Consider the following 24,288-nt stretch of genomic DNA (forward strand, 5'->3'; position numbering starts at 1 on the left):
CTTGGTCTGCGTCTTCATCCAAGCTTTCAGATTCCGCGCCTGGCCCTGGGTCTGGCGCACCCTATCCGACGACAAGATCATAAGGGCTTGTTCAATGTCTGCATCTCTCGCATTCGTCTTTCCCGGTCAAGGTTCCCAGTCGCTGGGCATGCTCGCCGAGCTCGGCGCCGAGAAGCCAGTGATCATCGAGACCTTCAAGGAAGCCTCCGCAGCACTCGGCTACGACCTGTGGAAGTTGGTTCAGGAAGGCCCGGAAGAGCAACTCAACCAGACCGACAAGACCCAGCCGGCGATCCTCACCGCGTCGATCGCGCTGTGGCGTTTGTGGCTGGAAGAGGGCGGTGCCAAGCCCGCCTTCGTTTCGGGGCACAGCCTGGGTGAATACAGCGCCCTGGTTGCCGCTGGCAGCATCAGCCTGAAAGACGCCGTTCGCCTGGTCGAGCGCCGCGGCCAACTGATGCAAGAAGCGGTGCCTGCCGGTCACGGTGCCATGGCCGCCATTCTCGGCCTGGATGACGCTGTGGTCGTGGAAATCTGCGCCGAAGCGGCTGAAGACCAAGTGGTCAGCGCTGTCAACTTCAACTCGCCAGGCCAGGTGGTCATCGCCGGTAACAAGGCTGCGGTAGACCGCGCCATGGAGCTGTGCAAGGCCAAAGGTGCCAAGCGTGCCCTGCCGCTGGCAGTCAGCGTGCCGTCGCACTGCGCCTTGATGAAGCCGGCTGCCGAGCGCTTTGCCGAGGCGGTCAATGCCATCGAATGGCACGCCCCGCAAATTCCGCTGGTGCAGAACGTCAGCGCTGCCGTTGCCGCTGGCCTTGATGCCCTCAAGCATGACCTGCTGGCGCAGTTGTACCAGCCGGTGCGCTGGGTCGAGTGTGTGCAGACCCTGGCGGCGAACGGCGCGGTCAACCTGGTCGAGTGCGGCCCTGGCAAGGTCCTGGCTGGCCTGAACAAGCGTTGCGCCGACGGCGTGACCACCTACAACCTCAATACCCCTGACGCCGTTGCCGCCACCCGCGCGGCACTGGCCTGATTTGGAGAAGCTTGCATGAGCCTGCAAGGTAAAGTTGCACTGGTCACCGGCGCTAGCCGTGGTATTGGCCAGGCCATCGCCCTCGAGCTGGGCCGCCAGGGCGCGACCGTGATCGGCACTGCCACGTCGGCCTCCGGTGCCGAGCGGATCGCTGCCACCCTCAAAGAGCATGGCATCACCGGTACCGGCATGGAGCTGAACGTGACCAGCGCGGAATCGGTTGAGGCTGTTCTGGCTGCCATCGGCGCGCAGTTTGGCGCGCCTGCCATCCTGGTCAACAATGCTGGCATCACGCGCGACAACCTCATGCTGCGCATGAAGGACGACGAGTGGTTCGACGTGATCGACACCAACCTGAACAGCCTCTACCGTCTGTCCAAGGGCGTGCTGCGTGGCATGACCAAGGCACGTTGGGGTCGTATCATCAGCATCGGCTCGGTCGTCGGTGCCATGGGTAACGCTGGCCAGGCCAACTATGCGGCCGCCAAGGCCGGCCTGGAAGGCTTCAGCCGCGCCCTGGCGCGTGAAGTGGGCTCGCGCGGCATCACCGTCAACTCGGTGACCCCGGGCTTCATCGACACCGACATGACCCGCGAGCTGCCAGAAGCGCAGCGCGAAGCCCTGCAGACCCAGATCCCGCTGGGCCGCCTGGGTCAGGCCGACGAAATTGCCAAGGTGGTTTCGTTCCTAGCCTCAGACGGCGCAGCCTACGTAACCGGTGCTACCGTGCCGGTCAACGGCGGGATGTACATGTAATACTGCAACTCAATGTGACGGATTTCGTAAAAAAAGAGTCATACTGCGAGCCTAAAATCCGTTATAAAGCTGCAACCAGATTCCAGGCAGCGGGTAGGGTGGCTAGTCGGAAGGTGCGTTTAGCTTGAAAAGCCAACGTCTTTCTATAAAATTAGCCACCGGCCAGCTGCCTGACATATGTCCATTAGGAGTGAAAACTAGGTATGAGCACCATCGAAGAACGCGTCAAGAAAATCGTCGCCGAGCAACTGGGCGTTAAAGAAGAAGAAGTGACTGTTGAGAAGTCCTTCGTCGATGACCTGGGTGCCGATTCGCTTGACACCGTTGAGCTGGTGATGGCTCTGGAAGAGGAATTCGAGACCGAAATCCCTGACGAAGAAGCCGAGAAGATCACTACCGTTCAAGCCGCTATCGACTACGTCAACAGCCACAAGGCCTAAGACGTTTCAGTCGACGCTACTTGTCGGGAAAAACCGCACTGCCTTTGCTGGCGTGCGGTTTTTTCTTTGCGAGGCGTCTGCGTCGTCCCCCGAGCATCTAGAGCTTGTTGCCATTTCATTCCATTGCGTTGAGTGCAATGGCAAGAAACTCTGTCATTAGAAAAGGAGAGTACTGTGTCGCGTAGACGCGTCGTGGTCACCGGTATGGGCATGCTGTCGCCACTGGGTACCGATGTACCGAGCACTTGGCAGGGCATTCTGGCTGGCCGCAGTGGCATTGGTCCGATTGAACACACGGACCTGTCTGCCTACTCCACCCGTTTTGGCGGCTCGGTGAAAGGCTTCGAGGTTGAGCAATACCTGTCGGCCAAAGAGGCCCGCAAGCTTGACCTGTTCATCCAGTACGGCCTGGCGGCCGGTTTCCAGGCAGTGCGTAATGCCGGCCTGGAGGTGACTGACGCCAACCGTGAGCGTATCGGTGTGGCCATGGGCTCGGGTATCGGTGGCCTGACCAACATCGAAGAAACCAGCCGCACCCTGCACGATGCGGGGCCGCGTCGCATCTCGCCGTTCTTCGTGCCGGGCTCGATCATCAACATGATCTCCGGGTTCCTGTCGATCCACCTAGGCCTGCAAGGGCCGAACTACGCCATTGCCACGGCCTGCACCACTGGCACCCACTGCATCGGCATGGCCGCGCGCAACATCGCCTACGGTGAAGCCGACGTGATGATCGCCGGTGGCGCCGAAATGGCCGCCTGCGGCCTGGGCATGGGCGGTTTCGGTGCCTCGCGGGCACTGTCTACCCGCAATGATGAGCCAAGCCGGGCCAGCCGCCCATGGGACAAGGGCCGTGACGGCTTCGTGCTGTCCGACGGTGCTGGGGCCCTGGTGCTCGAAGAGCTGGAGCACGCCAAGGCGCGCGGCGCGACCATTTATGCCGAGTTGGTCGGTTTCGGCATGAGCGGTGACGCTTACCATATGACGTCGCCACCTGACTCCGGTGAAGGTGCTGCCCGCTGCATGGCCAACGCCCTGCGGGACGCAGGTATCCAGCCGGAAGAGGTCAGCTACATCAACGCCCACGGCACCTCGACCCCCGCTGGCGACATTGCCGAAGTGGCAGCGATCAAGCGCGTGTTCGGTGAGCATGCCTACAAGCTGGCGGTTAGCTCGACCAAGTCGATGACAGGCCACCTGCTGGGCGCCGCCGGTGCCGTGGAAGCGATCTTCAGCGTGCTGGCAATCAACAGCCAGATGGCCCCGCCCACCATCAACCTGGACGAGCCGGACGACGGTTGCGACCTCGACTTCGTGCCGCACCAGGCACGCAGCATGCCGATTGACGTGGTGCTGTCCAACTCGTTCGGCTTTGGCGGCACCAACGGCTCGCTGGTATTCCGCCGGTTCGCCGGTTGATGCCCAGCTGGGTCGATGGCCAGCCGGCGGCTGCAGTTAACCTGCAGAACCGCGGCCTGGCCTACGGCGATGGCCTGTTCGAGACCATCGCTGTGCGCGGCGGCCGGCCCAGCCTGCTGGACGGCCACCTCGCACGCCTGGCGCTGGGCTGCCAGCGCCTGGCGATCAGTGCTGATCTAGGGCTGGTGCGCGACGAGCTACAGCGCTATGCCAACCAGCTGGGTAATGGCGTCGCCAAACTCATCCTTACCCGTGGCGACAGCCAGCGCGGCTATGCACCGTTAGCCGGTGTCGCGCCACGGCGTATCCTGCAGGGCAGCCCATTGCCCAGCTATCCTGTCGAGCATGCCGAGCAAGGTGTGCGGCTGTACCCTTGCCAAACCCGGCTTGGGGAACAACCGCTGCTAGCCGGCCTCAAACACCTCAACCGCCTGGAGCAGGTACTGGCCCGAGCCGAATGGCAGGACAGCGAACATGCCGAAGGCCTGATGCGTGACGGGCAGGGCAGGGTGATCGAAGGGGTGTACAGCAATCTGTTCCTGGTGCGCGATGGTGCGTTGCTCACGGCCGACCTCAGCCGCTGCGGCGTGGCCGGTGTGATGCGCGCGGCATTGCTGGAACAGGCAGCGTTGCTGGGTATCCCGGTGCAGGTCCGCGACCTGCCGTACGATGCGCTGGAACAGGCAGACGAAGTATTTGTTTGCAATAGCGTCTACGGTATCTGGCCCGTGCGTGGCATAGCCGCGCTAAACTGGTCGCCGGGCCCGCTCACCCATAAACTGCAGGCCGTTGCCCGTACGTTACTGGAAACCTGAATTCGTGAGACGCAAATTCCTGCTGCTGCTGGAAATGGCCTTGATCCTCGCCGGCCTGGCCGTGGGTTGGTCGGCCTGGAAGGTCAACTCGGTACTGGAGCAGCCCCTGCACGTCACGCAGGAGCGCCTGCTCGACGTGCCCAATGGCACCAACCCCAACCGCATGTTCTATCGCATGCAGAGCGAAGGGTTGCTCGACGACGCCGTCTGGTTGCGCCTGTACTGGCGCTTTAACATGGCCGGTACGCCCCTGCACACCGGCGAGTACCGCCTGACCCCCGGCATGACCGTCGAACAGCTGTTCGATGCGTGGCGCCGGGCCGATGTGGTGCAGTACAACCTGACCCTGGTCGAAGGCTGGACGTTCCGCCAGGTGCGCTCGGCCGTGGCCAAGCATGAAAAGATCAAGCACACCCTGGACGGCCTGTCGGATTCCGAAGTGATGGACAAGCTGGGCCATACCGGCGTGTTCCCCGAGGGGCGCTTCTTCCCGGACACTTACCGTTTCGTGCGCGGCATGAGCGACGTCGAGCTGCTGCAACAGGCGTACATGCGCCTGGATGAAGTGCTGGCCAAAGAGTGGGCAGAACGTACCACCGACCTGCCATACCGCGACCCGTATCAGGCGTTGATCATGGCCTCGCTGGTGGAAAAGGAAACCGGTATTCCTCAGGAGCGCGGGCAGATTGCCGGCGTCTTCGTGCGGCGCTTGCGCTTGGGCATGATGCTGCAGACCGACCCGACAGTGATCTACGGCATGGGTGAGCGCTACAACGGCAAAATTACCCGCGCCGACCTGCGCGAACCGACGCCCTACAACACCTACACCATAACCGGCTTGCCTCCGACGCCCATCGCCATGGTTGGCCGCGAGGCGATTCACGCGGCACTCAACCCGTCCGACGGCTCCAGCCTTTATTTCGTCGCCCGCGGCGATGGTAGCCATGTGTTTTCCGACGACCTGGACGATCACAACTCAGCGGTGCGTGAATTCCAGCTCAAGCGCCGAGCCGACTACCGCTCCAGCCCTGCGCCGCAGTCGCAGCCAGAGGCGCCGGCGGCCGAAGAGGCCGACCCGCCCCAGGGGCCTGCGGCAGACGAGCCTGCCGAACAGCCCTCGGCCGATGGGGCGCCTGAGCAGGGCGCCCCTGCCGGCGGCGCGCAAGCGGCCGAGCGGCCGATGCCTGACGAACAACATTAAGGACTGCCTGTGAGCGGCTTGTTTATTACTTTGGAAGGGCCGGAAGGCGCGGGCAAGAGCACCAACCGCGACTACCTGGCCGCGCGCCTGCGCGAGCAAGGCCTGGACGTGGTGCTGACCCGTGAACCCGGTGGCACGCCGTTGGCCGAAAAGGTGCGTGAACTGCTGCTGGCGCCCAGCGATGAAAGCATGGCGGCCGATACCGAGCTACTGTTGGTGTTCGCCGCACGCGCCCAGCACCTGGCGCAGGTCATCCGACCGGCGCTGGCCCGTGGGGCAGTGGTGTTGTGCGACCGTTTTACCGATGCCACCTATGCCTATCAAGGCGGCGGGCGCGGTTTGCCAGTCGAGCGTATCGCCACCCTGGAGCAGTTCGTCCAGGGTGATTTGCGCCCAGACCTGACGTTGGTCTTCGACCTGCCGGTCGAAGTGGGCCTGGCTCGCGCCGCTGCCCGCGGTCGCCTGGACCGTTTCGAGCAGGAAGGCCAGGCGTTCTTCGAGGCCGTGCGCCAGGCGTACTTGCAGCGTGCCCAGCGCGCGCCGCAGCGTTACAGCCTGCTGGATGCCGCACAGTCCCTGGAAGCCGTGCAGCGCGCCATCGATGCACTGCTGCCCGGCATCGTGGAGCGTTGCCGTGGCTGAGGCCTACCCCTGGCAGCAGGCCCTTTGGCAGCAACTGGCCGGTCGCGGCCAGCACGCCCACGCCTACTTGCTGCATGGGCCGCAGGGGATCGGCAAGCGAGCCTTGGCCGAGCGCTTGATGGCCCGCCTGTTGTGCCAGCAGCCGCAAGGCCTGGAGGCCTGCGGCGGGTGCAAGTCGTGCCTGCTGCTCAAGGCCGGCAGCCACCCGGACAACTTCATCCTTGAGCCCGAGGAGGCCGACAAGCCAATCAAGGTCGACCAGGTGCGCGAGCTGGTCGCTTTCGTGGTGCAGACCGCACAGCTGGGCGGGCGTAAGGTGGTACTGATCGAGCCGGTGGAGGCGATGAACGTCAATGCTTCCAACGCCCTGCTGAAAAGCCTCGAAGAACCTTCCGGCGATACGGTATTGCTGCTGGTCAGCCACCAGCCCAGTCGCCTTTTGCCGACCATCAAGAGCCGCTGCCAGCAGGTCGCCTGCCCGCAGCCCAGCCTGGCCCAGAGCCAGGCCTGGCTGGCCGACGCGTTGGCCGACAGCGACCAAACCGAGCGCGACGAGTTGCTGACATTGGCGGCTGGTTCGCCGTTGATGGCAGTCAGCCTGCAGGCGCAAGGCGTGCGCGAGCAGCGCGCACTGGTTACTGACGGGGTGAAGAAGCTGCTCAAGCAGCAGCAATCGCCCAGCCAACTGGCCGATGCCTGGAACGGCGTGCCGTTGTTGTTGCTGTTCGACTGGTTCTGCGATTGGGCGCACCTGATTTTGCGCTACCAATTGACCCAGGACGAGGACGGGCTAGGCTTGGCCGATATGCGCAAGGTGGTGCAATACCTTGCACAGAAAAGCCGCCAAGCCAAGGTGTTGGAGGTGCAGGCGTGGATCCTGGAACAGCGCCAGAAGGTGCTGGGCAAGGCTAACCTCAACCGCGCCCTACTGCTTGAATCGCTGCTGGCCCATTGGCTGCAATTGCCCGGTGCCCGCTGATCCTCATTTTTTCATGTGTGCTGTTATCCCATGCTCGTAGATTCCCATTGCCACCTTGATCGTCTTGACCTGAGCGCCCACCAAGGCTCCCTCGATGCTGCCCTGCAGGCGGCGCGCGAGCGCGGGGTTGGGCATTTCCTGTGTATTGGCGTCAGTGCCGAGAATGCCGGCGCAGTGAAGGCGCTGAGCGAGCAGTACGCCGATGTTGACTGTTCGGTGGGCGTGCACCCGCTGGACCTGGCCCCGGGTGAAGCGCCAGCACTGGAATGGCTGCTGCACGAACTGGCCCACCCGCATGTCGTGGCGATTGGAGAGACGGGGTTGGATTACCACTACGAGCCAGAGGCAGCCGAGCTGCAGCAGGCTTCGTTCCGCTTGCACCTCGAGGCGTCGCGGCAAACCGGCAAGCCGGTGATCGTGCATACCCGAGCGGCGCGCGCCGACACCCTGGCGCTGCTACGCGAGGCCAACTTGGCGCAGGCTGGGGTGCTGCATTGCTTCACCGAAGACTGGGATATGGCTAAGGCAGCGCTCGACCTGGGCTATTACATTTCGTTGTCTGGCATCGTGACCTTCCGCAATGCCGATGCTTTGCGTGAAGTCGCGCGGCAGGTGCCAGTCGATCGCTTACTGGTGGAGACGGATGCGCCGTATCTGGCGCCGATTCCGCACCGAGGCAAGCCGAATTTGCCGCAGTATGTGCGGGAGGTGGCGGAGTATGTGGCTTCGTTGCGCGGGGCCAGTTATGAGCAGTTGGCTGAGCAGACCACCGCCAACTTCAAGCGCTTGTTCCCGTTGGCGCGGGTAGCTTGATTTTTAGCACCATGCCCCTTGCTATCGCCCAAAAAAAACCCGGGTTCTGGGGGGGGAATCCGGGTTAAGACCATTAGGAGTAAAACAAAGGTACGCGGTCCCTGAGCACCTTTATCGGCGCGCCACTCGGGGGGATGCGCCGCGCCAACACTTCAAGTATTGGTCAGGTTTGGCGCGGTGCCAGTGCATATTGGTCGTTTTTTAAACAAATTTGGAATACGCCGAGGTTTCATTCCTTCCGCAGCGTATGGCTGTATGCATCGTGAAACACACACATGCTCGGATGATCCGTGCAATTTCCAGCAAGTTAGGCATAATAAACCGCTTCGATTGTCATCCAGTCCTTCCTATGCAGAAAGAACCTCGTAAGGTCCGTGAGTTTCGCCGTCGCGAACAGGAAATCCTCGACACCGCACTTAAACTGTTCCTGGAACAGGGCGAAGACAGCGTCACCGTCGAGATGATCGCTGACGCCGTAGGCATCGGCAAAGGCACGATCTACAAGCACTTCAAGTCCAAGGCGGAAATCTACCTGCGCCTGATGCTCGACTACGAGCGCGACCTGAACGCGCTGTTGCATTCGGCTGATGTCGACCGCGACAAGGAAGCCCTGTCGCGCGCCTATTTCGAGTTCCGCATGCGCGACCCCCAACGTTACCGGCTGTTCGACCGCCTGGAAGAAAAGGTGGTCAAGGGCAACCAAGTACCGGAAATGGTCGAACAGTTGCACAGCATCCGTGCGTCCAACTTCGATCGCCTAACGCAGCTGATCAAGGGCCGTATCAGCGAAGGCAAACTCGAAGACGTGCCGCCGTATTTCCACTATTGCGCCGCCTGGGCGCTGGTGCATGGCGCCGTGGCGCTGTACCACTCGCCGTTCTGGAGCAATGTGCTTGAGGACCAGGAAGGCTTCTTCCAGTTCCTGATGGACATTGGTGTGCGCATGGGCAACAAACGCAAGCGCGACCCGGAACCCTCGAACTGAGTGGAGGCGCGCGCTACTGAACTGAACTCGGCAATGTGTGGTGGGGCTTGCAAAAACCTGATTTATGAGTCAGGTTTTGCCAGCCCCACCATCCATGTCGGAGTCATTCATGATCGTCGATCGTCAAGGCAGGCGTTTTCGCAACCTGCGCGTCAGCCTGACGGCTGCCTGTAATTACGCCTGCAGCTACTGCGTACCAGACGGCAAGCGCCTGGTGGCGGCGCAGGACGAACTGTCGGCGGAGGCCTTGGCCCGTGGCGTCGCCTACCTGGTTGAAACCGCTGGAGTCGAGCGTTTGCGCATCACCGGCGGTGAGCCGTTGGTCAGCCCGCGGCTGGATGCTTTCCTGGTCGCCGTGGCCAAGCTTGACCTGGGCGACATCTCGCTGACCACCAATGGCCAGCTGCTGGCGCGCAAGTTGCCTCAGCTGCAAGCAGCGGGCATCCGCCGCCTGAACGTTTCCCTCGACACCCTCGACCCTCAGGCCTTCCGCCGGATTGCCCGTGGCGGCGACCTGGCTAGCGTACTGGCGGGTATGGAGCAGGCCAGCGCCTTAGGCATGCACATCAAGGTGAACATGGTGCCGATGCGCGGGCAGAATCTTGACCAGGTGCTGCCGCTGCTGGATTACTGCCTTGAGCGCGGTTTTGAACTGCGCTTCATCGAGCTCATGCGCATGGGCCACCTCGCCCGTGACCCCAACACCTTCCTGCAGCAGTTCGTTGGCCTTGACCCGTTGCTTGGCTTGATCGCTGGCAAGCATGCCTATGCCCGGGTAGACGCACCGCTGGACGCCACCGCCTTGCGCTATCAAATCCCTGGTAAAGGCCACTTCGGCGTGATCGCTAACGAAAGCGTACCGTTCTGCCGCAGTTGCTCACGGCTGCGCCTGTCCTCCACCGGCTGGCTGCATGGCTGCCTGTCATCCGGTAATCGTCACTTCGTCGGCGAATTGCTGGAAAAGCCACGCCATCTGGCACTGCCGGCCTTGCAGCGCTTGTTGGTCAAGGCCTTGGCCGACAAGCAGGAACTGGCGTTTTCCGGCGGTGTAATGGTGATGAAGGTGATTGGTGGCTGAAGCTGGCGCAAAAGCTGCATCCGCCGGCTATTCGCCGGTTTTTCGTCGCCGGCCATTGGAGGAAAGATGCGTAGCCTGGTCTTGCTGCTGGCGCTGATAGCGCTGGGTGGCTGCATGAATGTCAGCGATATGGGCGAAGGCGTCCGTTATCACATGAGCGATGCTGGATTGCTGGACCATAGCGATACCCGTCGCACTCTGTCGATCCGCCTGCAGCCCGATTCGTTCATCTTCATCGGCCAAGGCGCATTCGTACCACCGGGCAAGGGGCCGGTGCCGCGGCAAAATGTGGTGGCCGAGCAAGCTTTCAAGAGCTTCGTCGAGTATTTCCCGCTGGTACGCCGCGCTCAGGGCCCGCAGGGCCTGGAAGAGACCCTTGCCCAGGCGCGTTCGGTAGGCGCCGACTATGTGCTGTATACCCGCTTTGCTCGCACCGACGACCGCATCGGCAATGGCGATGAGTGGTATGACGAACAGGCTGTCGACCGCCTGGGTTGGGACACTGGTGTCGTGCAGATGATGTTGATCGAAACCAACACCCGTTACCTGATCGACACCGCGCGTATCAAAAGCCGTGGCGGTTTGTTGACGTTCCACGACAACACCCCGGAGGATTTGCTTGCTGCGCCAATGCGCGAGTACGCTCGTAGCCTTCTGGGTATGAGTGAATGAGGCAAGCGTGATGAGTGATTCCGGCAAGGCCAATGATCTTCTGGCGCAGATCCCCAAGGCCAAGGGCCTGCCGCCGGTGCATCTGTGGAACCCGGATTTCTGCGGCGACATCGACATGCGTATCGCCCGTGACGGCACGTGGTACTACCTCGGTACGCCAATAGGGCGCAAGCCAATGGTGCGGCTGTTTTCCACCATCATTCGCCGCGACGGCGCTGATTACTTTCTTATCACCCCGGTGGAGAAGGTGGGTATCCGCGTCGATGATGCGCCATTCGTGGCGGTGGCGCTGGACGTGGAGGGGGAGGGTGAGCAGCAGGTACTGCGCTTCACCAGCAACGTCGACGACCAGGTCGAGGCCGGGCCGGCTAACCCGCTGCGCGTGGTGATCGACCCGGTGACGCAAGAGCCCTCGCCGTATGTGCTGATGCGCAGCAACCTTGAGGCGCTGATTCATCGCAATGTGTTCTACCAACTGGTGGAGCTGGCGGTGCCGCGCGAGATCGCGGGTGAGGAGTGGCTCGGGGTGTGGAGCCAGGGTGAGTTTTACCCGATCGGGCGTAGTAGCTGAAACCCTTGCTGCATCGTTTGATGCTTTTTGCTGCATCGCTCCAGCCTGAAACGAAAAAGCCCCCGGTGCTTGCGCACCGGGGGCTTTTCAATGTTTGGCTCCGCGACCTGGACTCGAACCAGGGACCCAATGATTAACAGTCATTTGCTCTACCGACTGAGCTATCGCGGAATCTGCGCGTATCTTACTGATTGCCAGGGGAAAGTCAAGCGTCCCCCTGGCAAATCAATCAGTTACAGCACTTCGACAATGGCCTTGGTAACCACGTGGATGTTGCTCTGGTTCAGGGCGGCCACGGCAATGCGGCCAGTGTCCAAGGCGTAGATGCCAAAGTCGTTCTTCAGGCGGGCGACCTGTTCAACGGTCAGGCCCGAGTAGGAGAACATGCCGACCTGGCGGCCAACGAAGCTGAAGTCGCGGTTGGCGCCGTACTGGGCCAGCAGCTCGACCATCTGCTTGCGCATGCCGTGGATGCGCTCGCGCATTTCGGCCAGTTCGGTTTCCCACATCTGGCGCAGTTCGGCGCTGTTCAGCACGGTGGCTACGATAGTTGCACCGTGGGTTGGCGGGTTGGAGTAGGTGGTGCGGATAACGCGCTTGACCTGCGACAGCACGCGGGTGCTCTCGTCCTTGGAGGCGGTGACGATCGACAGCGCGCCAACGCGCTCGCCGTACAGCGAGAACGACTTGGAGAACGAGCTGGAAACGAAGAACTCCAGGCCCGACTCGGCGAACAGGCGCACAGCGAAGGCATCTTCGGCGATGCCGTCACCAAAGCCCTGGTAGGCCATGTCGAGGAACGGCACATGGCCCTTGGCCTTGACCACTTCCAAGACGTTTTTCCAGTCGTCCAGGCTCAAGTCGACGCCAGTCGGGTTGTGGCAGCAGGCATGCAGCACCACGATCGAGCCGGACGGCAGGTTGTTCAGGTCTTCGAGCATGCCCGCGCGGTTGACGTCATGGGTCGCTGCGTCGTAGTAACGGTAGGTCTGCACCGGGAAACCGGCTGACTCGAACAGTGCGCGGTGGTTTTCCCAGCTCGGGTCGCTGATGGCAACCACGGCGTTCGGCGAAATGCGCTTGAGGAAGTCGGCGCCGATCTTCAGCGCGCCAGTGCCGCCGACGGCCTGCACGGTCACCACGCGGCCAGCGGCCAGCAGCGGCGACTCGTTACCGAACAGCAGCTTTTGCACGGCCTGGTCGTAGGTGGCGATGCCATCGATCGGCAGGTAGCCGCGCGAGGCGTGCTGGGCGGCGCGCTGGGTCTCGGCTTCGATCACGGCGCGCAGCAGCGGAATGCGGCCTTCCTCATTGCAGTACACGCCCACACCCAGGTTGACCTTGTCGGTACGTGGGTCGGCGTTGAATGCTTCGTTGAGGCCCAGAATAGGGTCGCGGGGTGCCAGCTCGACAGCGGAAAACAGGCTCATTGTTACCTTGGCTCTGATTGGAGAGTGATAGGACGTACACGCTCCAGCCCGAATGCACTGAAGCGGTGCACAAACGGGGAGTCAGTATAGTGATACCGATCGGTCACGGCGACACTCCGGGGCGGCTTTTCCGGTCATTTGCGCAAATTTTTTTCGACCATTGGTCTAATTGCCGGGTCCACCGTAACAAGCGCTCACAGCTGTGCCTTGAAAGCGCCCCCTGGGGGCAGCATTTGGGTATAGACTACTGGCTAAATTTACAGTTACTGCAGCACCGCGAGGTCCGTCATGTCCGAGTTCCAGCTCGTCACCCGTTTTCAGCCGGCCGGCGACCAGCCCGAGGCTATCCGCCAGATGGTCGAAGGCATCGAGGCGGGGTTGTCGCACCAGACGCTGCTCGGGGTGACGGGCTCGGGCAAGACGTTCAGCATCGCCAATGTCATTCAGCAGGTGCAGCGCCCGACCCTGGTGCTGGCGCCGAACAAGACCCTGGCTGCGCAGCTGTATGGCGAATTCAAGGCGTTCTTCCCCAATAACGCGGTGGAGTACTTCGTTTCCTACTACGACTACTACCAGCCCGAAGCCTATGTCCCTTCGTCGGACACCTTCATCGAGAAGGACGCCTCGATCAACGACCACATCGAGCAGATGCGCCTTTCGGCAACCAAGGCGCTGCTGGAGCGGCGCGACGCCATCATCGTTACTACCGTGTCGTGCATCTACGGCTTGGGCAGCCCCGAAACGTACCTGAAAATGGTCCTGCACGTGGACCGCGGCGACAAGCTCGACCAGCGCGCGCTGCTGCGTCGCTTGGCTGACCTGCAGTACACCCGCAACGAGATGGACTTCGCCCGCGCCACCTTCCGCGTACGCGGCGATGTCATCGACATCTTCCCGGCCGAATCGGACCTCGAGGCCATCCGCATCGAGCTGTTCGATGACGAGGTAGAGAACATCGCTGCCTTCGACCCGCTCACCGGCGAGGTCTTCCGCAAGCTGCCGCGTTTCACCTTCTACCCCAAGAGCCACTACGTCACCCCGCGGGAAACCTTGCTGGAAGCGGTAGAGGGCATCAAGGAAGAGCTCAAGGAGCGCCTGGAGTACCTGCACAAGGCCAACAAGCTGGTGGAAGCGCAGCGCCTGGAGCAACGCACCCGCTTCGACCTGGAGATGATCCTGGAGCTGGGCTACTGCAATGGCATCGAGAACTACTCGCGCTACCTGTCCGGGCGCCCGGCTGGGGCGCCGCCGCCCACCCTGTACGACTACCTGCCGGCGGATGCACTGCTGGTGATCGACGAATCCCACGTCAGCGTTCCGCAGGTCGGCGCCATGTACAAAGGCGACCGCTCGCGCAAAGAAACCCTGGTCGAATATGGCTTCCGTCTGCCGTCGGCGCTAGACAACCGGCCGATGCGCTTCGACGAGTGGGAAGATGTAAGCCCGCAGACCATCTTCGTCTCCGCCACCCCAGGCCCCTATGAGGGCGAGCACGCCGGGCGCGTGGTGGAGCAGGTGGTGCGCCCGACCGGTCTGGTCGACCCACAGGTTGAGATTCGCCCGGCGCTGACCCAGGTCGACGACTTGTTGTCCGAAATCCGCAAGCGTGTCGCGGCAGGCGAGCGTGTGCTGGCGACAACCCTGACCAAGCGCATGGCTGAGGACCTCAGCGATTACCTGGCCGATCACGACGTGCGGGTACGCTACCTGCACTCGGACATCGACACCGTGGAGCGCGTCGAGATCATCCGCGACTTGCGCCTGGGTACCTTCGACGTGCTGGTGGGTATCAACCTGCTGCGCGAGGGCCTGGATATGCCCGAGTTGTCACTGGTGGCCATTCTGGATGCCGACAAAGAAGGCTTCCTGCGCTCCGAGCGTTCTTTGATTCAGACCATCGGTCGCGCCGCCCGTAACCTCAATGGTCGGGCGATCCTGTATGCCGACAACATAACCGGCTCCATGCAGCGCGCCATCGACGAAACCGAGCGCCGCCGCGAGAAGCAGATCGCTTTCAACGAAGCCAACGGCATCGTGCCCAAGGGCGTGGTCAAGGACATCACCGACATCCTGGAAGGCGCCACCGTGCCCGGCGCGCGCAGCAAGAAGCGCAAGGGCATGGCCAAGGCCGCGGAGGAGAGCGCCCGCTACGAGGCCGAACTGCGTACGCCGGGCGAAATCACCAAGCGCATCAAACAGTTGGAAGAGAAGATGATGCAGTTTGCGCGTGACCTGGAGTTTGAAGCGGCAGCGCAGTTGCGCGACGAAATTACCCAACTGCGCGAGCGGTTGATTACCAGCTGAACCGGGCGCACGGTCTCTGTGGGCGCGGGTGTGCCCGCGAAGAATTCAACGCGGTGGCTGGCACCGGCTGCGCCGGTGTTCGCGGGCGCGCCCGCTCCTCCAAAGGCCGCATACAATTTGAAATAGCCTCAATGCGCTTCTCCCGCTTTCAACCCTTCCGGCAACTTGCGGGTCAACAACACCGCCACCATGCTCACCGCCAAGCCGATCCCGACAAAGTGGAAGGCATCGTTGTAAGCCATGATCAACGCCTGCTGGTGGGTAATCTCGCTCAACTTGCCCAACGCCGCGTTGTCACTGCCCAGCCGCTCTGCCAATTGTGCCAGCCGCTCCGCCACCTGTGGGTTGCTCGGCACCACCGACTCGCGCAGGTAATCGAAATACACCTTGGTGCGCGCATCCAGTAGCGTGGCCAGCAGCGCAATACCAATCGCCCCGCCCAAATTGCGCAGGATATTGAACAAGCTCGACGCCGACCCTGCGTCTTGCGGTTGGATATACGCCGTGGCGATCAGCGAAATGGTCACCATGATCATCGGTTGGCCGAGGGCGCGGATGATCTGGATCTGGTTGAACTGCGGCCCGGCAAAATCCGGGTTGAGCACCCCCGAACCAAAGCTGGCGGCGCCGAACAGGCAAAACCCCAGAGCGCACAGCACCTTGGGCGACACAACTTTCATCAGTTGCGGCACCAGTGGAATCAGGAACAACTGCGGGATGCCCATCCACATGATCACCTCGCCAATCTGCAAGGCGTTGTAACCCTGCACCTGTGCCAGGTACAGCGGCAACAGGTAGATCGACCCATACAGGCCCACACCCATGCCCAGGCTGGCGATGCTCGACAAGCCGAAGTTGCGGTTGCCCAGGATGCGCAGGTTGATCAGCGGGTGCGGTTTGGAAAACTGCAGGATGATGAAGGTGATCAGGCTGACCACGGCCACAGTGCCCAGGCCGACGATCAGCTGCGACTCCAGCCAGTCCTTGCGGTGGCCTTCCTCCAGAAACACCTGCAGGCAACCCAGCCCCAGGCCCAGGCTGACGATGCCGGCGTAGTCGGTGCTTTTCAGCAGTTCCCAGTGCGCGTCCTTTTTCTCCAGCCCGTACAACAGGCCGGCGATCATCACCAGCCCGGGCGGGATATTGATATAAAAAATGTACTCCCAGCCCCAGTTCTCGGTCAGCCAGCCGCCCAGGGTAGGGCCGATGGAGGGGGCGAAGGTGGCGGTCATGGCGAACATGGCCATGCCCTTGGCGCGGTGGTGCTCGGGCAGCTTGATCAGGGTCAGGGTGAAGGCCAGCGGGATCAATGCGCCGCCGGTAAAACCCTGCAGGGCGCGGAACAGGATCATGCTCTCCAGGTTCCAGGCCATCGAGCACAGCAGCGACGACAGCAGGAAACCACCGGACACCCACACCGCCAGGCGCCGTGCCGACAGTAGCTGCACCAGCCAGGCGGTCAGCGGGATCATGATGATTTCCGCCACCAGGTACGAGGTGGAAATCCACGAGCCTTCCTCCAGGGTTGCCGACAGCGCGCCCTGGATATCCTTCAGCGACGAGTTGGTGATCTGGATGTCCAGCACCGCCATGAACGCGCCGAGCATCACGCTCATCACCGCGATCCAGTCGCGCCGGCTCGGCTCTGCGGTGGGCCGTAGTAGCGCGTCACCGGCCATTGCGGCGTTGGTCTTCACTGCGCAGGTCGACGGTGGCGGTCACCGACATACCGGGGCGGATGCGCCCGTGCAGCGGGTTGTCGGCACGCAAGGTCAGTTTCACCGGGATACGCTGCACCACCTTGGTGAAATTGCCGGTGGCGTTGTCGGGCGGCAGCAGGCTGAACTGCGCCCCAGAAGCGGCGAACACGCTGTCGACCCGGCCTTCGATCGGTGTGTCGGGGTAGCTGTCGAACAGCAGTTCGGCGCGCTGACCAGGCTGCATGCGGCCGATTTGGGTTTCCTTGAAGTTGGCCTGCACCCAGATGTCTTCGTCCGGCACGATCGACAGCAGGTAGGCGCCGGCTTGCACCACTTGGCCATTACGCGCATTGCGCTGGCCGATGGTGCCGCTGATTGGCGCGCGGATTTCACAGCGGGTCAGGTTCAGTTCGGCCTGGGCCAGGTCGGCGCGGGCGTTGCTGATTTGCGCGTCCAGGCGTTTTAGCTCGGCAGTCAGCGCGTTGATCTGCTGGCGTTGGCTTTGCAGGTCAGCGCGGGCCTTGTCGACCTGCGAGCCGGCGACATGGCTATCAGCTGACAGGGTGGTCACCCGTTCTTCAGAGACGAAACCTGGCTCGCGCAGCTTTTCGGCGCGGCTCAGGTCCAGTCGCGAGCGGTCGAAGGTCGCCTGGTTGGCCGCCACCTGGGCCTGGCCGGCGGCGATCAGGCTGGCCTGCTGGGTCAGGCGGCTTTCTGCCTGCACGTGCTCGGCTTCGCGGGTGGCCAAGGCGGCGCGTGCGCGTTGCACGGCCAGCTCGAAGTCGGCGGCTTCCAGGCGCACCAGCAGGTCGCCCTTGTTCACATGCTGGTTGTCCTCCACCGCTACCGCGTCGATGCGCGCGCCCAGCTGGCTGGAGATGCGCGTGATCTCGCCCTGCACGTAGGCGTTGTCGGTGCTCTCGTAGAAGCGCCCCTTGAAGTACCAGTGGCCCAGGAAGGCGAGGGCGATGATGGCCACCAGGGTAAAGAACACCAGCAGGCGGCGTTTGAGTTGGGCAGGCATGAGCACTATCGTTCCAGAAATGTAAACAAATTTAACAGCGGCACTGGGGCGGTAGACAAGTGACGTTCGCGCCATTGCTGGAGCCCGGTGCCTGCCACCTGCTAACATCCCGCCTTTGTTTCATCTTTCGTTCGAGACTCTCCATGACCACCGTACGCACGCGTATCGCGCCATCGCCTACCGGCGACCCCCATGTTGGCACTGCCTACATCGCCCTGTTCAACTACTGCTTTGCCAAGCAGCACGGCGGTGAGTTCATTTTGCGCATCGAGGACACCGACCAGCTGCGCTCCACGCGCGAGTCGGAGCAGCAGATCTTCGACGCCCTGCGCTGGCTCGGCATTGAATGGAACGAAGGGCCTGACGTCGGCGGCCCGCACGGCCCGTACCGGCAGAGCGAGCGCGGCGAGATCTACGCCAAGTACGCCAAGCAGCTGGTTGACGCTGGCCACGCGTTCTACTGCTTCTGCACCGCCGAAGAGCTGGAGCAGATGCGCGCCGAGCAGCAAGCCCGCGGTGAGACCCCGCGTTACGACGGCCGCGCGCTGCTGCTGAGCGCCGAGGAAGTGCAGCGCCGCCTGGACGCTGGCGAGCCGCATGTGATCCGCATGAAGGTGCCGAGTGAAGGCATCTGCGTGGTGCCGGACATGCTGCGTGGCGATGTCGAAATCCCGTGGGACCGCATGGACATGCAGGTGCTGATGAAGAACGACGGCCTGCCGACGTACTTCCTGGCCAACGTGGTCGACGACCACCTGATGGGCATCACCCACGTGCTGCGTGGCGAAGAGTGGCTGCCGTCGGCACCCAAGCTGATCAAGCTGTACGAGTACTTCGGCTGGGAGCAACCCAAGCTGTGCTACATGCCGCTGCTGCGTAACCCGGACAAATCCAAGCTGTCCAAGCGCAAGAACCCGACCTCGGTGACCTTCTACGAGCGCATGGGCTTCATGCCCGAGGCCATGCTCAACTACCTGGGCCGCATGGGCTGGTCGATGCCCGACGAGCGCGAGAAGTTCTCCCTGGCGGAAATGGTCGAGCACTTCGACCTGTCGCGTATCTCGCTGGGTGGCCCGATCTTCGACATCGAGAAGCTGTCCTGGCTCAACGGCCAGTGGCTGCGCGAGCTGCCGGTCGAAGAATTCGCTGCGCGCTTGCAGAAGTGGGCGTTCAACAGTGACTACATGATGAAGATTGCCCCGCACGTGCAGGGCCGGGTAGAAACCTTCAGCCAGGTTGCCCCGCTGGGCGGGTTCTTCTTCGAAGGCGCGCTGAAACTGGACGCCAAGCTGTTCGAAAGCAAGAAACTGTCGGCCGACCAGGTACGCCAGGTGATCCAGCTGATTCTGTGGAAGCTCGAAAGCCTGCGCCAGTGGGAAAAAGAGCGCATCACCGGCTGTATCCAGGCCGTGGTCGAGGCGCTGGAGCTGAAACTGCGTGACGCCATGCCGCTGATGTTTGCCGCCATCACTGGTCAAGCCAGCTCGGTGTCGGTGCTCGATGCCATGGAAATCCTCGGCCCCGACCTGACTCGCTACCGTCTGCGCCAGGCCCTCGACCTGCTGGGTGGTGTATCGAAGAAAGAAAACAAAGAGTGGGAAAAGCTGCTGGCCTCGATTGCCTGACAGCTTTCCCAAGCAATAGCTGGACCTGTGGGAGCGGGTTCAGCCGTGAATGCCGTGGTACATGCACCATCGTATTCGCGGGTAAACCCGCCCCTACAGGGCAGGCCATTCAGGTTTTGCTGGGGCAGGGCGGTAAGTGATTGTTATCTGTGAAAAAACTTTTGAATATTTTCGAAATTTCGTTTGACAGCCCTGCAATCCGATCTTAATATGCGCCCCGTCCACAGCGATGAACGAAAACGAAACGCCAGGCACCCAGCCAGCGATTCGGTTCAAAGCGACATTGTGGGGCTATAGCTCAGCTGGGAGAGCGCCTGCATGGCATGCAGGAGGTCAGCGGTTCGATCCCGCTTAGCTCCACCAAATTCCGCTTAGCAGCCAAGGCTGATAAGCAAGACCGGGTCCAGCAACCGGGTCTTGAAGGTAAGAAGGTTCGTCCCCTTCGTCTAGTGGCCTAGGACACCGCCCTTTCACGGCGGTAACAGGGGTTCGAGTCCCCTAGGGGACGCCAGTTTTTCACAAGCGATGTTTCAGGATGTCGCTGGGCCGCGAGGCTAAAAATCTGGGGCTATAGCTCAGCTGGGAGAGCGCCTGCATGGCATGCAGGAGGTCAGCGGTTCGATCCCGCTTAGCTCCACCAATTTGCCGCGGTTCGCGTAAGCGGATCGGCACGAAGGTTACGTCCCCTTCGTCTAGTGGCCTAGGACACCGCCCTTTCACGGCGGTAACAGGGGTTCGAGTCCCCTAGGGGACGCCACTTTTTCCTGCGTTTTGCAGGGCTTAAAAGGCTCGTCGTTTACTGATGGGTCTTTTGTTTCGGGGCTATAGCTCAGCTGGGAGAGCGCCTGCATGGCATGCAGGAGGTCAGCGGTTCGATCCCGCTTAGCTCCACCAATTCTGCCAGGGTTCGCATAAGCGAATCTTTGCGAAGGTTATGTCCCCTTCGTCTAGTGGCCTAGGACACCGCCCTTTCACGGCGGTAACAGGGGTTCGAGTCCCCTAGGGGACGCCATTTTTACCCGCGTTTTGCGGGACTTTAAAGGCTCATTCGATTATTGAATGGGCCTTTTGTTTTTTCTCCCTTCCGAAAAATTTCGCCAGCGACAAACGGTCGCAGATTCTGCTTGCCAAAAAATATGATGGGAATAATATTTCGATCATCATATTTTGATTGGCGAGCGCCTGATGAGCGACAAAAAGAGCAGAACCCGCGAACGCATCCTCGAAGCGGCACGCAGTGCTTTGATCCAGCACGGCCCGGCCGAGCCCAGCGTTAGCCAGGTGATGGGAGCGGCCGGCCTGACCGTCGGTGGCTTCTACGCCCACTTCGACAGCAAGGACGAACTGATGCTCGAAGCGTTTCGCCAGTTGCTGGGTGAGCGTCGCGCCTTGCTCGCCCAGGTCGACCCCAGCCTCGATGGTGCAGGGCGGCGAGCGCTGGCCAGTGCCTTCTACTTGTCGCGCAAGCACCGCGATGCAGAAGTGCACGCCTGCCCGCTGCCCAACTCGCTGGGTGAGATGCAGCGCCTGCCGGAGGCCTTCCGCGAGGTACTGGCCGAGCACATCGAGCTGATGACCGCTGCCATGGTTGACCGCCCCGAGGATGCCGACAAGGCCTTGGCCGACCTGGCCTTGATGGTCGGAGGCCTGGCGCTGGCCCGTGCCCTGGGTGCCGGCGAGCTGTCTGATCGTATTCTGCGCGCCGCCAAGTCGGCGGTGCTTTAACCCTGGAGCATGGCAATGACTACCCTGAACTGGATTCGTGGTGTCAACGGCACCCTGGGCCGCCTGGCCCCCGAGCATGTCGCGGGCAAGATGCGCCGTGCGTTCATGACCCCGCGCAACCTGCCGCCGCGGCACTGGGAGTTACCGCTGCTGGCCAGCGCCGAGCGCATTACCCTGCGCTTTGGTTTGTCTGCCCTGCGTTGGGGCCAGGGCCCAACCGTGCTGCTGATGCACGGCTGGGAAGGCCGCCCGACCCAGTTTGCCGCCTTGATCCAGACGTTGGTTCAGGCTGGGCATACCGTGGTATCGCTGGAAGGGCCGGGGCATGGCCATTCACCGGGGGCGCAGGCGCATGTGGTGCTGTTTGCCCGGGCGTTGTTGGAGGCCGCCGCCGAGTTGCCGCCGCTGCGTGCGGTGATTGGCCATTCGATGGGTGGGGCCAGTGTGCTGCTGGCCTTGCAGATGGGGCTGCGTGCGGAGGCGGCGGTGAGCATTGCTGCACCGGCGCAGTTACTCGGTGTGTTGCGTGGTTTTGCCCATCGCCTGGGGTTGCCAACGCGGGCAAGGGCGGCGTTCATTCGCCAGGTGGAGCGCGATGTGGGCATGCAGATTGCGCGGCTGGATGTCAGTGGCTACCAGCTGGAGCTGCCGGGGCTGGTGGTGCATGCCGCCGATGATGCGCTGGTGCCGGCCGGCGAGGCCAAGGTTATTCACAAGGCCTGGTTCGATAGCCGGCTGCTGCTGCTGGATGAGGGGGGGCACCAGCGGGTGCTGGCTGACCCGCGGCTGAGCGAAGCAGTGCTCGAATTGCTGGCGCGTGCTGCTGCGCCGGCATGGCAAAGCGCCTGATGGCTTGCCGGCGATGAGGCCGGTAAATCCAGCACAGGGGCTGGACATTGCCCCGCAGGTCGCTGCTAAATCCCCTTTTGTGCCAAGGAAGCGAACATGAGCTGGGACCTGGCAACACCCTTCGTCATCGACCTGTGCGTCGGCAGTGAGGACATCGACGGCCTCGGCCACGCTAACAATGCGGTCTACGTCACTTGGTTGGAGCGTTGCGCCTGGCGCCATTCCCAGCGCCTGGGCCTGGACCTTGCCGAGTATCGCCGGCTGGATCGTGCCATGGCCGTGGTGCGCCACGAAATCGACTATTTGGCTGCCGCCTACGAGGATGACGAACTGCAGTTGGCTACTTGGATCATCCACTGGGACCAACGCCTGCGCATGACCCGGCGCTTTCAGCTCAAGCGCCCGCGTGATGGTGTGACCTTGCTGCGCGCTCAAACCACCTTTGCTTGCATCGAGTTGTCCAGCGGCAAGCCCAAGCGCATGCCAGCGGAATTCCTCGACGGTTACGGCCCGGCGCTGATCGGCGCCTGAAACACCGGCAATGTTTGCTAGACTGCCGCTTTTTCCGCCGAGACCCCGCTATGCAAATTGCCCTGGCCCCCATGGAGGGGCTGGTCGACAACATCCTACGCGACGTGCTGACCCGCGTGGGCGGTATCGACTGGTGCGTCACCGAGTTCATTCGTGTGTGCGACCGCCTGTTGCCGCCGTCTTCGTTCAACAAGCTGGCGCCTGAACTGCGCCAGGGCGCGCGCACAGCTGCTGGGGTGCCCATGCGCGTGCAGTTGTTGGGTTCGGACCCGGTGTGCCTGGCAGAAAACGCCGCGCTGGCCTGCGAGTTGGGGGCGCCGGTGATCGACCTGAACTTCGGTTGCCCGGCCAAGACTGTGAACAAGTCCCGCGGTGGTGCGGTGCTGCTCAAGGAGCCGGAGTTGCTGCACGCAATTGTGCGTGAAGTGCGCCGCGCCGTGCCGGCGCATATCCCGGTCACCGCGAAGATGCGGCTGGGCTTCGACAGCCCCGATGGCGCGCTGGACTGCGCCACCGCGCTAGCCGAGGGCGGCTCGGCGCACCTGGTGGTGCATGCGCGGACCAAGGTCGAAGGCTACAAGCCGCCGGCCCACTGGGAGTGGGTGGCGCGGGTGCAGGATGTGGTCAAGGTGCCGGTGTTCGCCAATGGCGAAATATGGACCGTGGACGACTGGCGACGCTGCCGTGAGGTCAGTGGTGCCGATGACATCATGCTGGGCCGCGGGCTGGTCTCGCGCCCCGACCTGGGCTTGCAGATTGCTGCGGCGCGTGACGGGCGGGCCTATCAGCCGATGAGTTGGGATGACCTGCTGCCATTGTTGCGTGAGTTTTGGCGCCAGGCTCAGGCCAAGCTGTCGCCACGGTATGCGCCGGGGCGGTTGAAGCAGTGGCTGGCGATGCTGACTCGCAGTTATCCCGAGGCGGTGGTGCTGTTTGCCGAGTTGCGCCGGGAAGATGATTGCGTGCGGATCAGCCGGTTGCTGGGGGTTGAGATGCAGGCGCTTGAAGCTTGTGTTGCCTGATAGGGCCTTTTCGCGGGTAAACCCGCTCCTACACACCAAAAGGGCCCGCACATCCGGCGCAAAAAAATTGGATTTTTTTTTTGCATCCCTCTTGAAAGCGTTTCCTCCAACCCTATCTCTTGAGTACGCGATGCCGAAGTCGGGTCGCGTAGTGACTTACTTGCTGAATCTCAGGAGTTTATGACCATGACTACCGCTTTCTCTCTTGCTCCACTGTTCCGCCATTCCGTTGGTTTCGACCGTTTCAACGACCTGTTCGAATCCGCAGCACGTAACGAGGCCGGTAGCAGCTACCCGCCCTACAACGTGGAAAAGCATGGCGATGACCACTACCGCATCGTGGTTGCCGCAGCCGGTTTCCAGGAGCAGGACCTTGACCTACAGGTCGAAAAAGGGGTTCTGACTGTGATCGGTGGCAAGCGCGAAAATGACGCCGCTGAAGTGACTTACCTGCACCAGGGTATCGCGCAGCGTGCCTTCAAGCTGTCGTTCCGCTTGGCTGACCATATCGAAGTGAAGGCCGCCGGCCTGGCCAATGGCCTGCTCAGCATCGACCTGCTGCGCATCGTGCCAGAAGAAGCCAAGGCCAAGCGCATCCCGATCAATGGTGACAAACCAGCGCTGAACTGATTGCGCGGAAGTGAAAAAGGGCACCCTCGGGTGCCCTTTTTTGT

General features: G+C 62.2%; 23 protein-coding genes and 7 tRNA genes. 26 read left to right on the forward strand and 4 right to left on the reverse strand.

The genetic code is table 11. The annotated features are described in order from the left end of the window. Window positions 1–94 precede the first annotated feature (94 nt). The 13 genes from fabD to DV532_RS07365 all read left to right on the forward strand — a co-directional run bounded on the left by fabD (window position 95) and on the right by DV532_RS07365 (window position 11,404). Window positions 95–1,033: an ACP S-malonyltransferase gene (gene fabD / locus DV532_RS07305; protein ID WP_082476769.1), complete on the forward strand. Its 939-nt coding sequence runs from the start codon at window positions 95–97 to the stop codon at window positions 1,031–1,033. 15 nt (window positions 1,034–1,048) lie between these two features. Then, window positions 1,049–1,789, forward strand: coding sequence for a 3-oxoacyl-ACP reductase FabG (gene fabG, locus DV532_RS07310; RefSeq protein WP_056797255.1), 741 nt, complete (start codon window positions 1,049–1,051; stop codon window positions 1,787–1,789). Window positions 1,790–1,992: 203 nt separating this feature from the next. Further along, window positions 1,993–2,229, forward strand: a complete 237-nt coding sequence (gene acpP, locus DV532_RS07315) for an acyl carrier protein (protein ID WP_056797258.1) — start codon at window positions 1,993–1,995, stop codon at window positions 2,227–2,229. Window positions 2,230–2,403: 174 nt separating this feature from the next. Then, window positions 2,404–3,648 carry a beta-ketoacyl-ACP synthase II gene (fabF, locus tag DV532_RS07320; RefSeq protein ID WP_056797262.1) on the forward strand — a complete coding sequence of 415 codons (1,245 nt, stop codon included), beginning with the start codon at window positions 2,404–2,406 and terminating at the stop codon, window positions 3,646–3,648. Further along, window positions 3,648–4,463 carry an aminodeoxychorismate lyase gene (gene pabC / locus DV532_RS07325; RefSeq protein ID WP_056797265.1) on the forward strand — a complete coding sequence of 272 codons (816 nt, stop codon included), beginning with the start codon at window positions 3,648–3,650 and terminating at the stop codon, window positions 4,461–4,463. Before fabF ends, pabC begins: the two co-directional genes overlap by 1 nt. A gap of 4 nt (window positions 4,464–4,467) precedes the next feature. Continuing rightward, window positions 4,468–5,664, forward strand: coding sequence for an endolytic transglycosylase MltG (gene mltG, locus DV532_RS07330; protein ID WP_056797268.1), 1,197 nt, complete (start codon window positions 4,468–4,470; stop codon window positions 5,662–5,664). Between the two features lie 9 nt (window positions 5,665–5,673). Next, the gene (tmk, locus tag DV532_RS07335) at window positions 5,674–6,306 is read left to right on the forward strand and encodes a dTMP kinase (RefSeq protein ID WP_056797271.1); all 633 of its coding nucleotides are present in this window, start codon (window positions 5,674–5,676) and stop codon (window positions 6,304–6,306) included. Beyond that, window positions 6,299–7,285, forward strand: a complete 987-nt coding sequence (locus DV532_RS07340) for a DNA polymerase III subunit delta' (protein ID WP_056797274.1) — start codon at window positions 6,299–6,301, stop codon at window positions 7,283–7,285. The genes tmk and DV532_RS07340 overlap by 8 nt, the downstream gene beginning before the upstream one ends. A 30-nt stretch (window positions 7,286–7,315) precedes the next feature. Next, window positions 7,316–8,098 carry a TatD family hydrolase gene (locus DV532_RS07345; RefSeq protein ID WP_056797277.1) on the forward strand — a complete coding sequence of 261 codons (783 nt, stop codon included), beginning with the start codon at window positions 7,316–7,318 and terminating at the stop codon, window positions 8,096–8,098. A 349-nt stretch (window positions 8,099–8,447) separates the two neighbouring features. Continuing rightward, complete coding sequence (locus DV532_RS07350; protein WP_003260720.1) at window positions 8,448–9,083, forward strand: TetR/AcrR family transcriptional regulator; 636 nt, start codon at window positions 8,448–8,450, stop codon at window positions 9,081–9,083. A gap of 109 nt (window positions 9,084–9,192) precedes the next feature. Continuing rightward, window positions 9,193–10,161 (forward strand): GTP 3',8-cyclase MoaA, encoded by a 969-nt coding sequence (locus tag DV532_RS07355; RefSeq protein ID WP_056797279.1) that lies wholly within the window; start codon window positions 9,193–9,195, stop codon window positions 10,159–10,161. A gap of 66 nt (window positions 10,162–10,227) precedes the next feature. Beyond that, complete coding sequence (locus DV532_RS07360) at window positions 10,228–10,833, forward strand: DUF4823 domain-containing protein (protein WP_056797282.1); 606 nt, start codon at window positions 10,228–10,230, stop codon at window positions 10,831–10,833. A gap of 10 nt (window positions 10,834–10,843) precedes the next feature. Next, window positions 10,844–11,404 carry a DUF1285 domain-containing protein gene (locus DV532_RS07365; protein WP_056797285.1) on the forward strand — a complete coding sequence of 187 codons (561 nt, stop codon included), beginning with the start codon at window positions 10,844–10,846 and terminating at the stop codon, window positions 11,402–11,404. Between the two features lie 95 nt (window positions 11,405–11,499). Here the strand turns inward: DV532_RS07365 and DV532_RS07370 are convergent. Then, window positions 11,500–11,575 (reverse strand) — tRNA-Asn (locus DV532_RS07370). Window positions 11,576–11,637: 62 nt separating this feature from the next. After that, complete coding sequence (locus DV532_RS07375; RefSeq protein WP_056797288.1) at window positions 11,638–12,834, reverse strand: amino acid aminotransferase; 1,197 nt, start codon at window positions 12,832–12,834, stop codon at window positions 11,638–11,640. A 288-nt stretch (window positions 12,835–13,122) separates the two neighbouring features. Between DV532_RS07375 and uvrB the strand changes: the two genes are divergently transcribed. Further along, on the forward strand, window positions 13,123–15,138 hold the full coding sequence (gene uvrB / locus DV532_RS07380; protein WP_056797290.1) for an excinuclease ABC subunit UvrB: 2,016 nt from the start codon (window positions 13,123–13,125) through the stop codon (window positions 15,136–15,138). 128 nt (window positions 15,139–15,266) lie between these two features. On the opposite strand, the gene DV532_RS07385 is transcribed toward uvrB, so the two are convergent. Both DV532_RS07385 and DV532_RS07390 read right to left on the reverse strand, forming a co-directional pair. After that, window positions 15,267–16,757 carry an MDR family MFS transporter gene (locus tag DV532_RS07385; RefSeq protein WP_177339525.1) on the reverse strand — a complete coding sequence of 497 codons (1,491 nt, stop codon included), beginning with the start codon at window positions 16,755–16,757 and terminating at the stop codon, window positions 15,267–15,269. 49 nt (window positions 16,758–16,806) lie between these two features. Beyond that, window positions 16,807–17,862, reverse strand: coding sequence for an HlyD family secretion protein (locus DV532_RS07390; RefSeq protein ID WP_056797298.1), 1,056 nt, complete (start codon window positions 17,860–17,862; stop codon window positions 16,807–16,809). Window positions 17,863–18,005: 143 nt separating this feature from the next. Here DV532_RS07390 and gltX point away from each other — a divergent pair, with 143 nt between their 5' ends. From gltX to DV532_RS07450, 12 genes are all read left to right on the forward strand, one after another. Continuing rightward, window positions 18,006–19,487 (forward strand): glutamate--tRNA ligase, encoded by a 1,482-nt coding sequence (gene gltX / locus DV532_RS07395; protein WP_056797299.1) that lies wholly within the window; start codon window positions 18,006–18,008, stop codon window positions 19,485–19,487. 287 nt (window positions 19,488–19,774) lie between these two features. Next, a tRNA-Ala gene (locus tag DV532_RS07400) sits at window positions 19,775–19,850 on the forward strand. Between the two features lie 72 nt (window positions 19,851–19,922). Next, window positions 19,923–19,998 (forward strand) — tRNA-Glu (locus DV532_RS07405). 53 nt (window positions 19,999–20,051) lie between these two features. Further along, window positions 20,052–20,127, forward strand: a tRNA-Ala gene (locus DV532_RS07410). Window positions 20,128–20,168: 41 nt separating this feature from the next. Continuing rightward, window positions 20,169–20,244 (forward strand) — tRNA-Glu (locus tag DV532_RS07415). Window positions 20,245–20,305: 61 nt separating this feature from the next. Next, a tRNA-Ala gene (locus DV532_RS07420) sits at window positions 20,306–20,381 on the forward strand. 42 nt (window positions 20,382–20,423) lie between these two features. Next, window positions 20,424–20,499 (forward strand) — tRNA-Glu (locus tag DV532_RS07425). A gap of 173 nt (window positions 20,500–20,672) precedes the next feature. Then, window positions 20,673–21,212: a TetR/AcrR family transcriptional regulator gene (locus tag DV532_RS07430; RefSeq protein ID WP_056797303.1), complete on the forward strand. Its 540-nt coding sequence runs from the start codon at window positions 20,673–20,675 to the stop codon at window positions 21,210–21,212. A 15-nt stretch (window positions 21,213–21,227) separates the two neighbouring features. Beyond that, the gene (locus tag DV532_RS07435) at window positions 21,228–22,061 is read left to right on the forward strand and encodes an alpha/beta fold hydrolase (RefSeq protein WP_056797306.1); all 834 of its coding nucleotides are present in this window, start codon (window positions 21,228–21,230) and stop codon (window positions 22,059–22,061) included. A gap of 96 nt (window positions 22,062–22,157) precedes the next feature. Then, entirely contained in the window at window positions 22,158–22,592 is a 435-nt protein-coding gene (locus DV532_RS07440) for a thioesterase family protein (RefSeq protein WP_056797309.1), read from the forward strand. Window positions 22,593–22,642: 50 nt separating this feature from the next. After that, entirely contained in the window at window positions 22,643–23,614 is a 972-nt protein-coding gene (locus DV532_RS07445; protein WP_056797312.1) for a tRNA-dihydrouridine synthase, read from the forward strand. 186 nt (window positions 23,615–23,800) lie between these two features. After that, window positions 23,801–24,244 (forward strand): Hsp20 family protein, encoded by a 444-nt coding sequence (locus DV532_RS07450; protein WP_056797316.1) that lies wholly within the window; start codon window positions 23,801–23,803, stop codon window positions 24,242–24,244. The last annotated feature ends 44 nt before the right edge of the window (window positions 24,245–24,288 follow it).

Source organism: Pseudomonas sp. Leaf58, assembly GCF_003627215.1.
Classification (GTDB): domain Bacteria; phylum Pseudomonadota; class Gammaproteobacteria; order Pseudomonadales; family Pseudomonadaceae; genus Aquipseudomonas.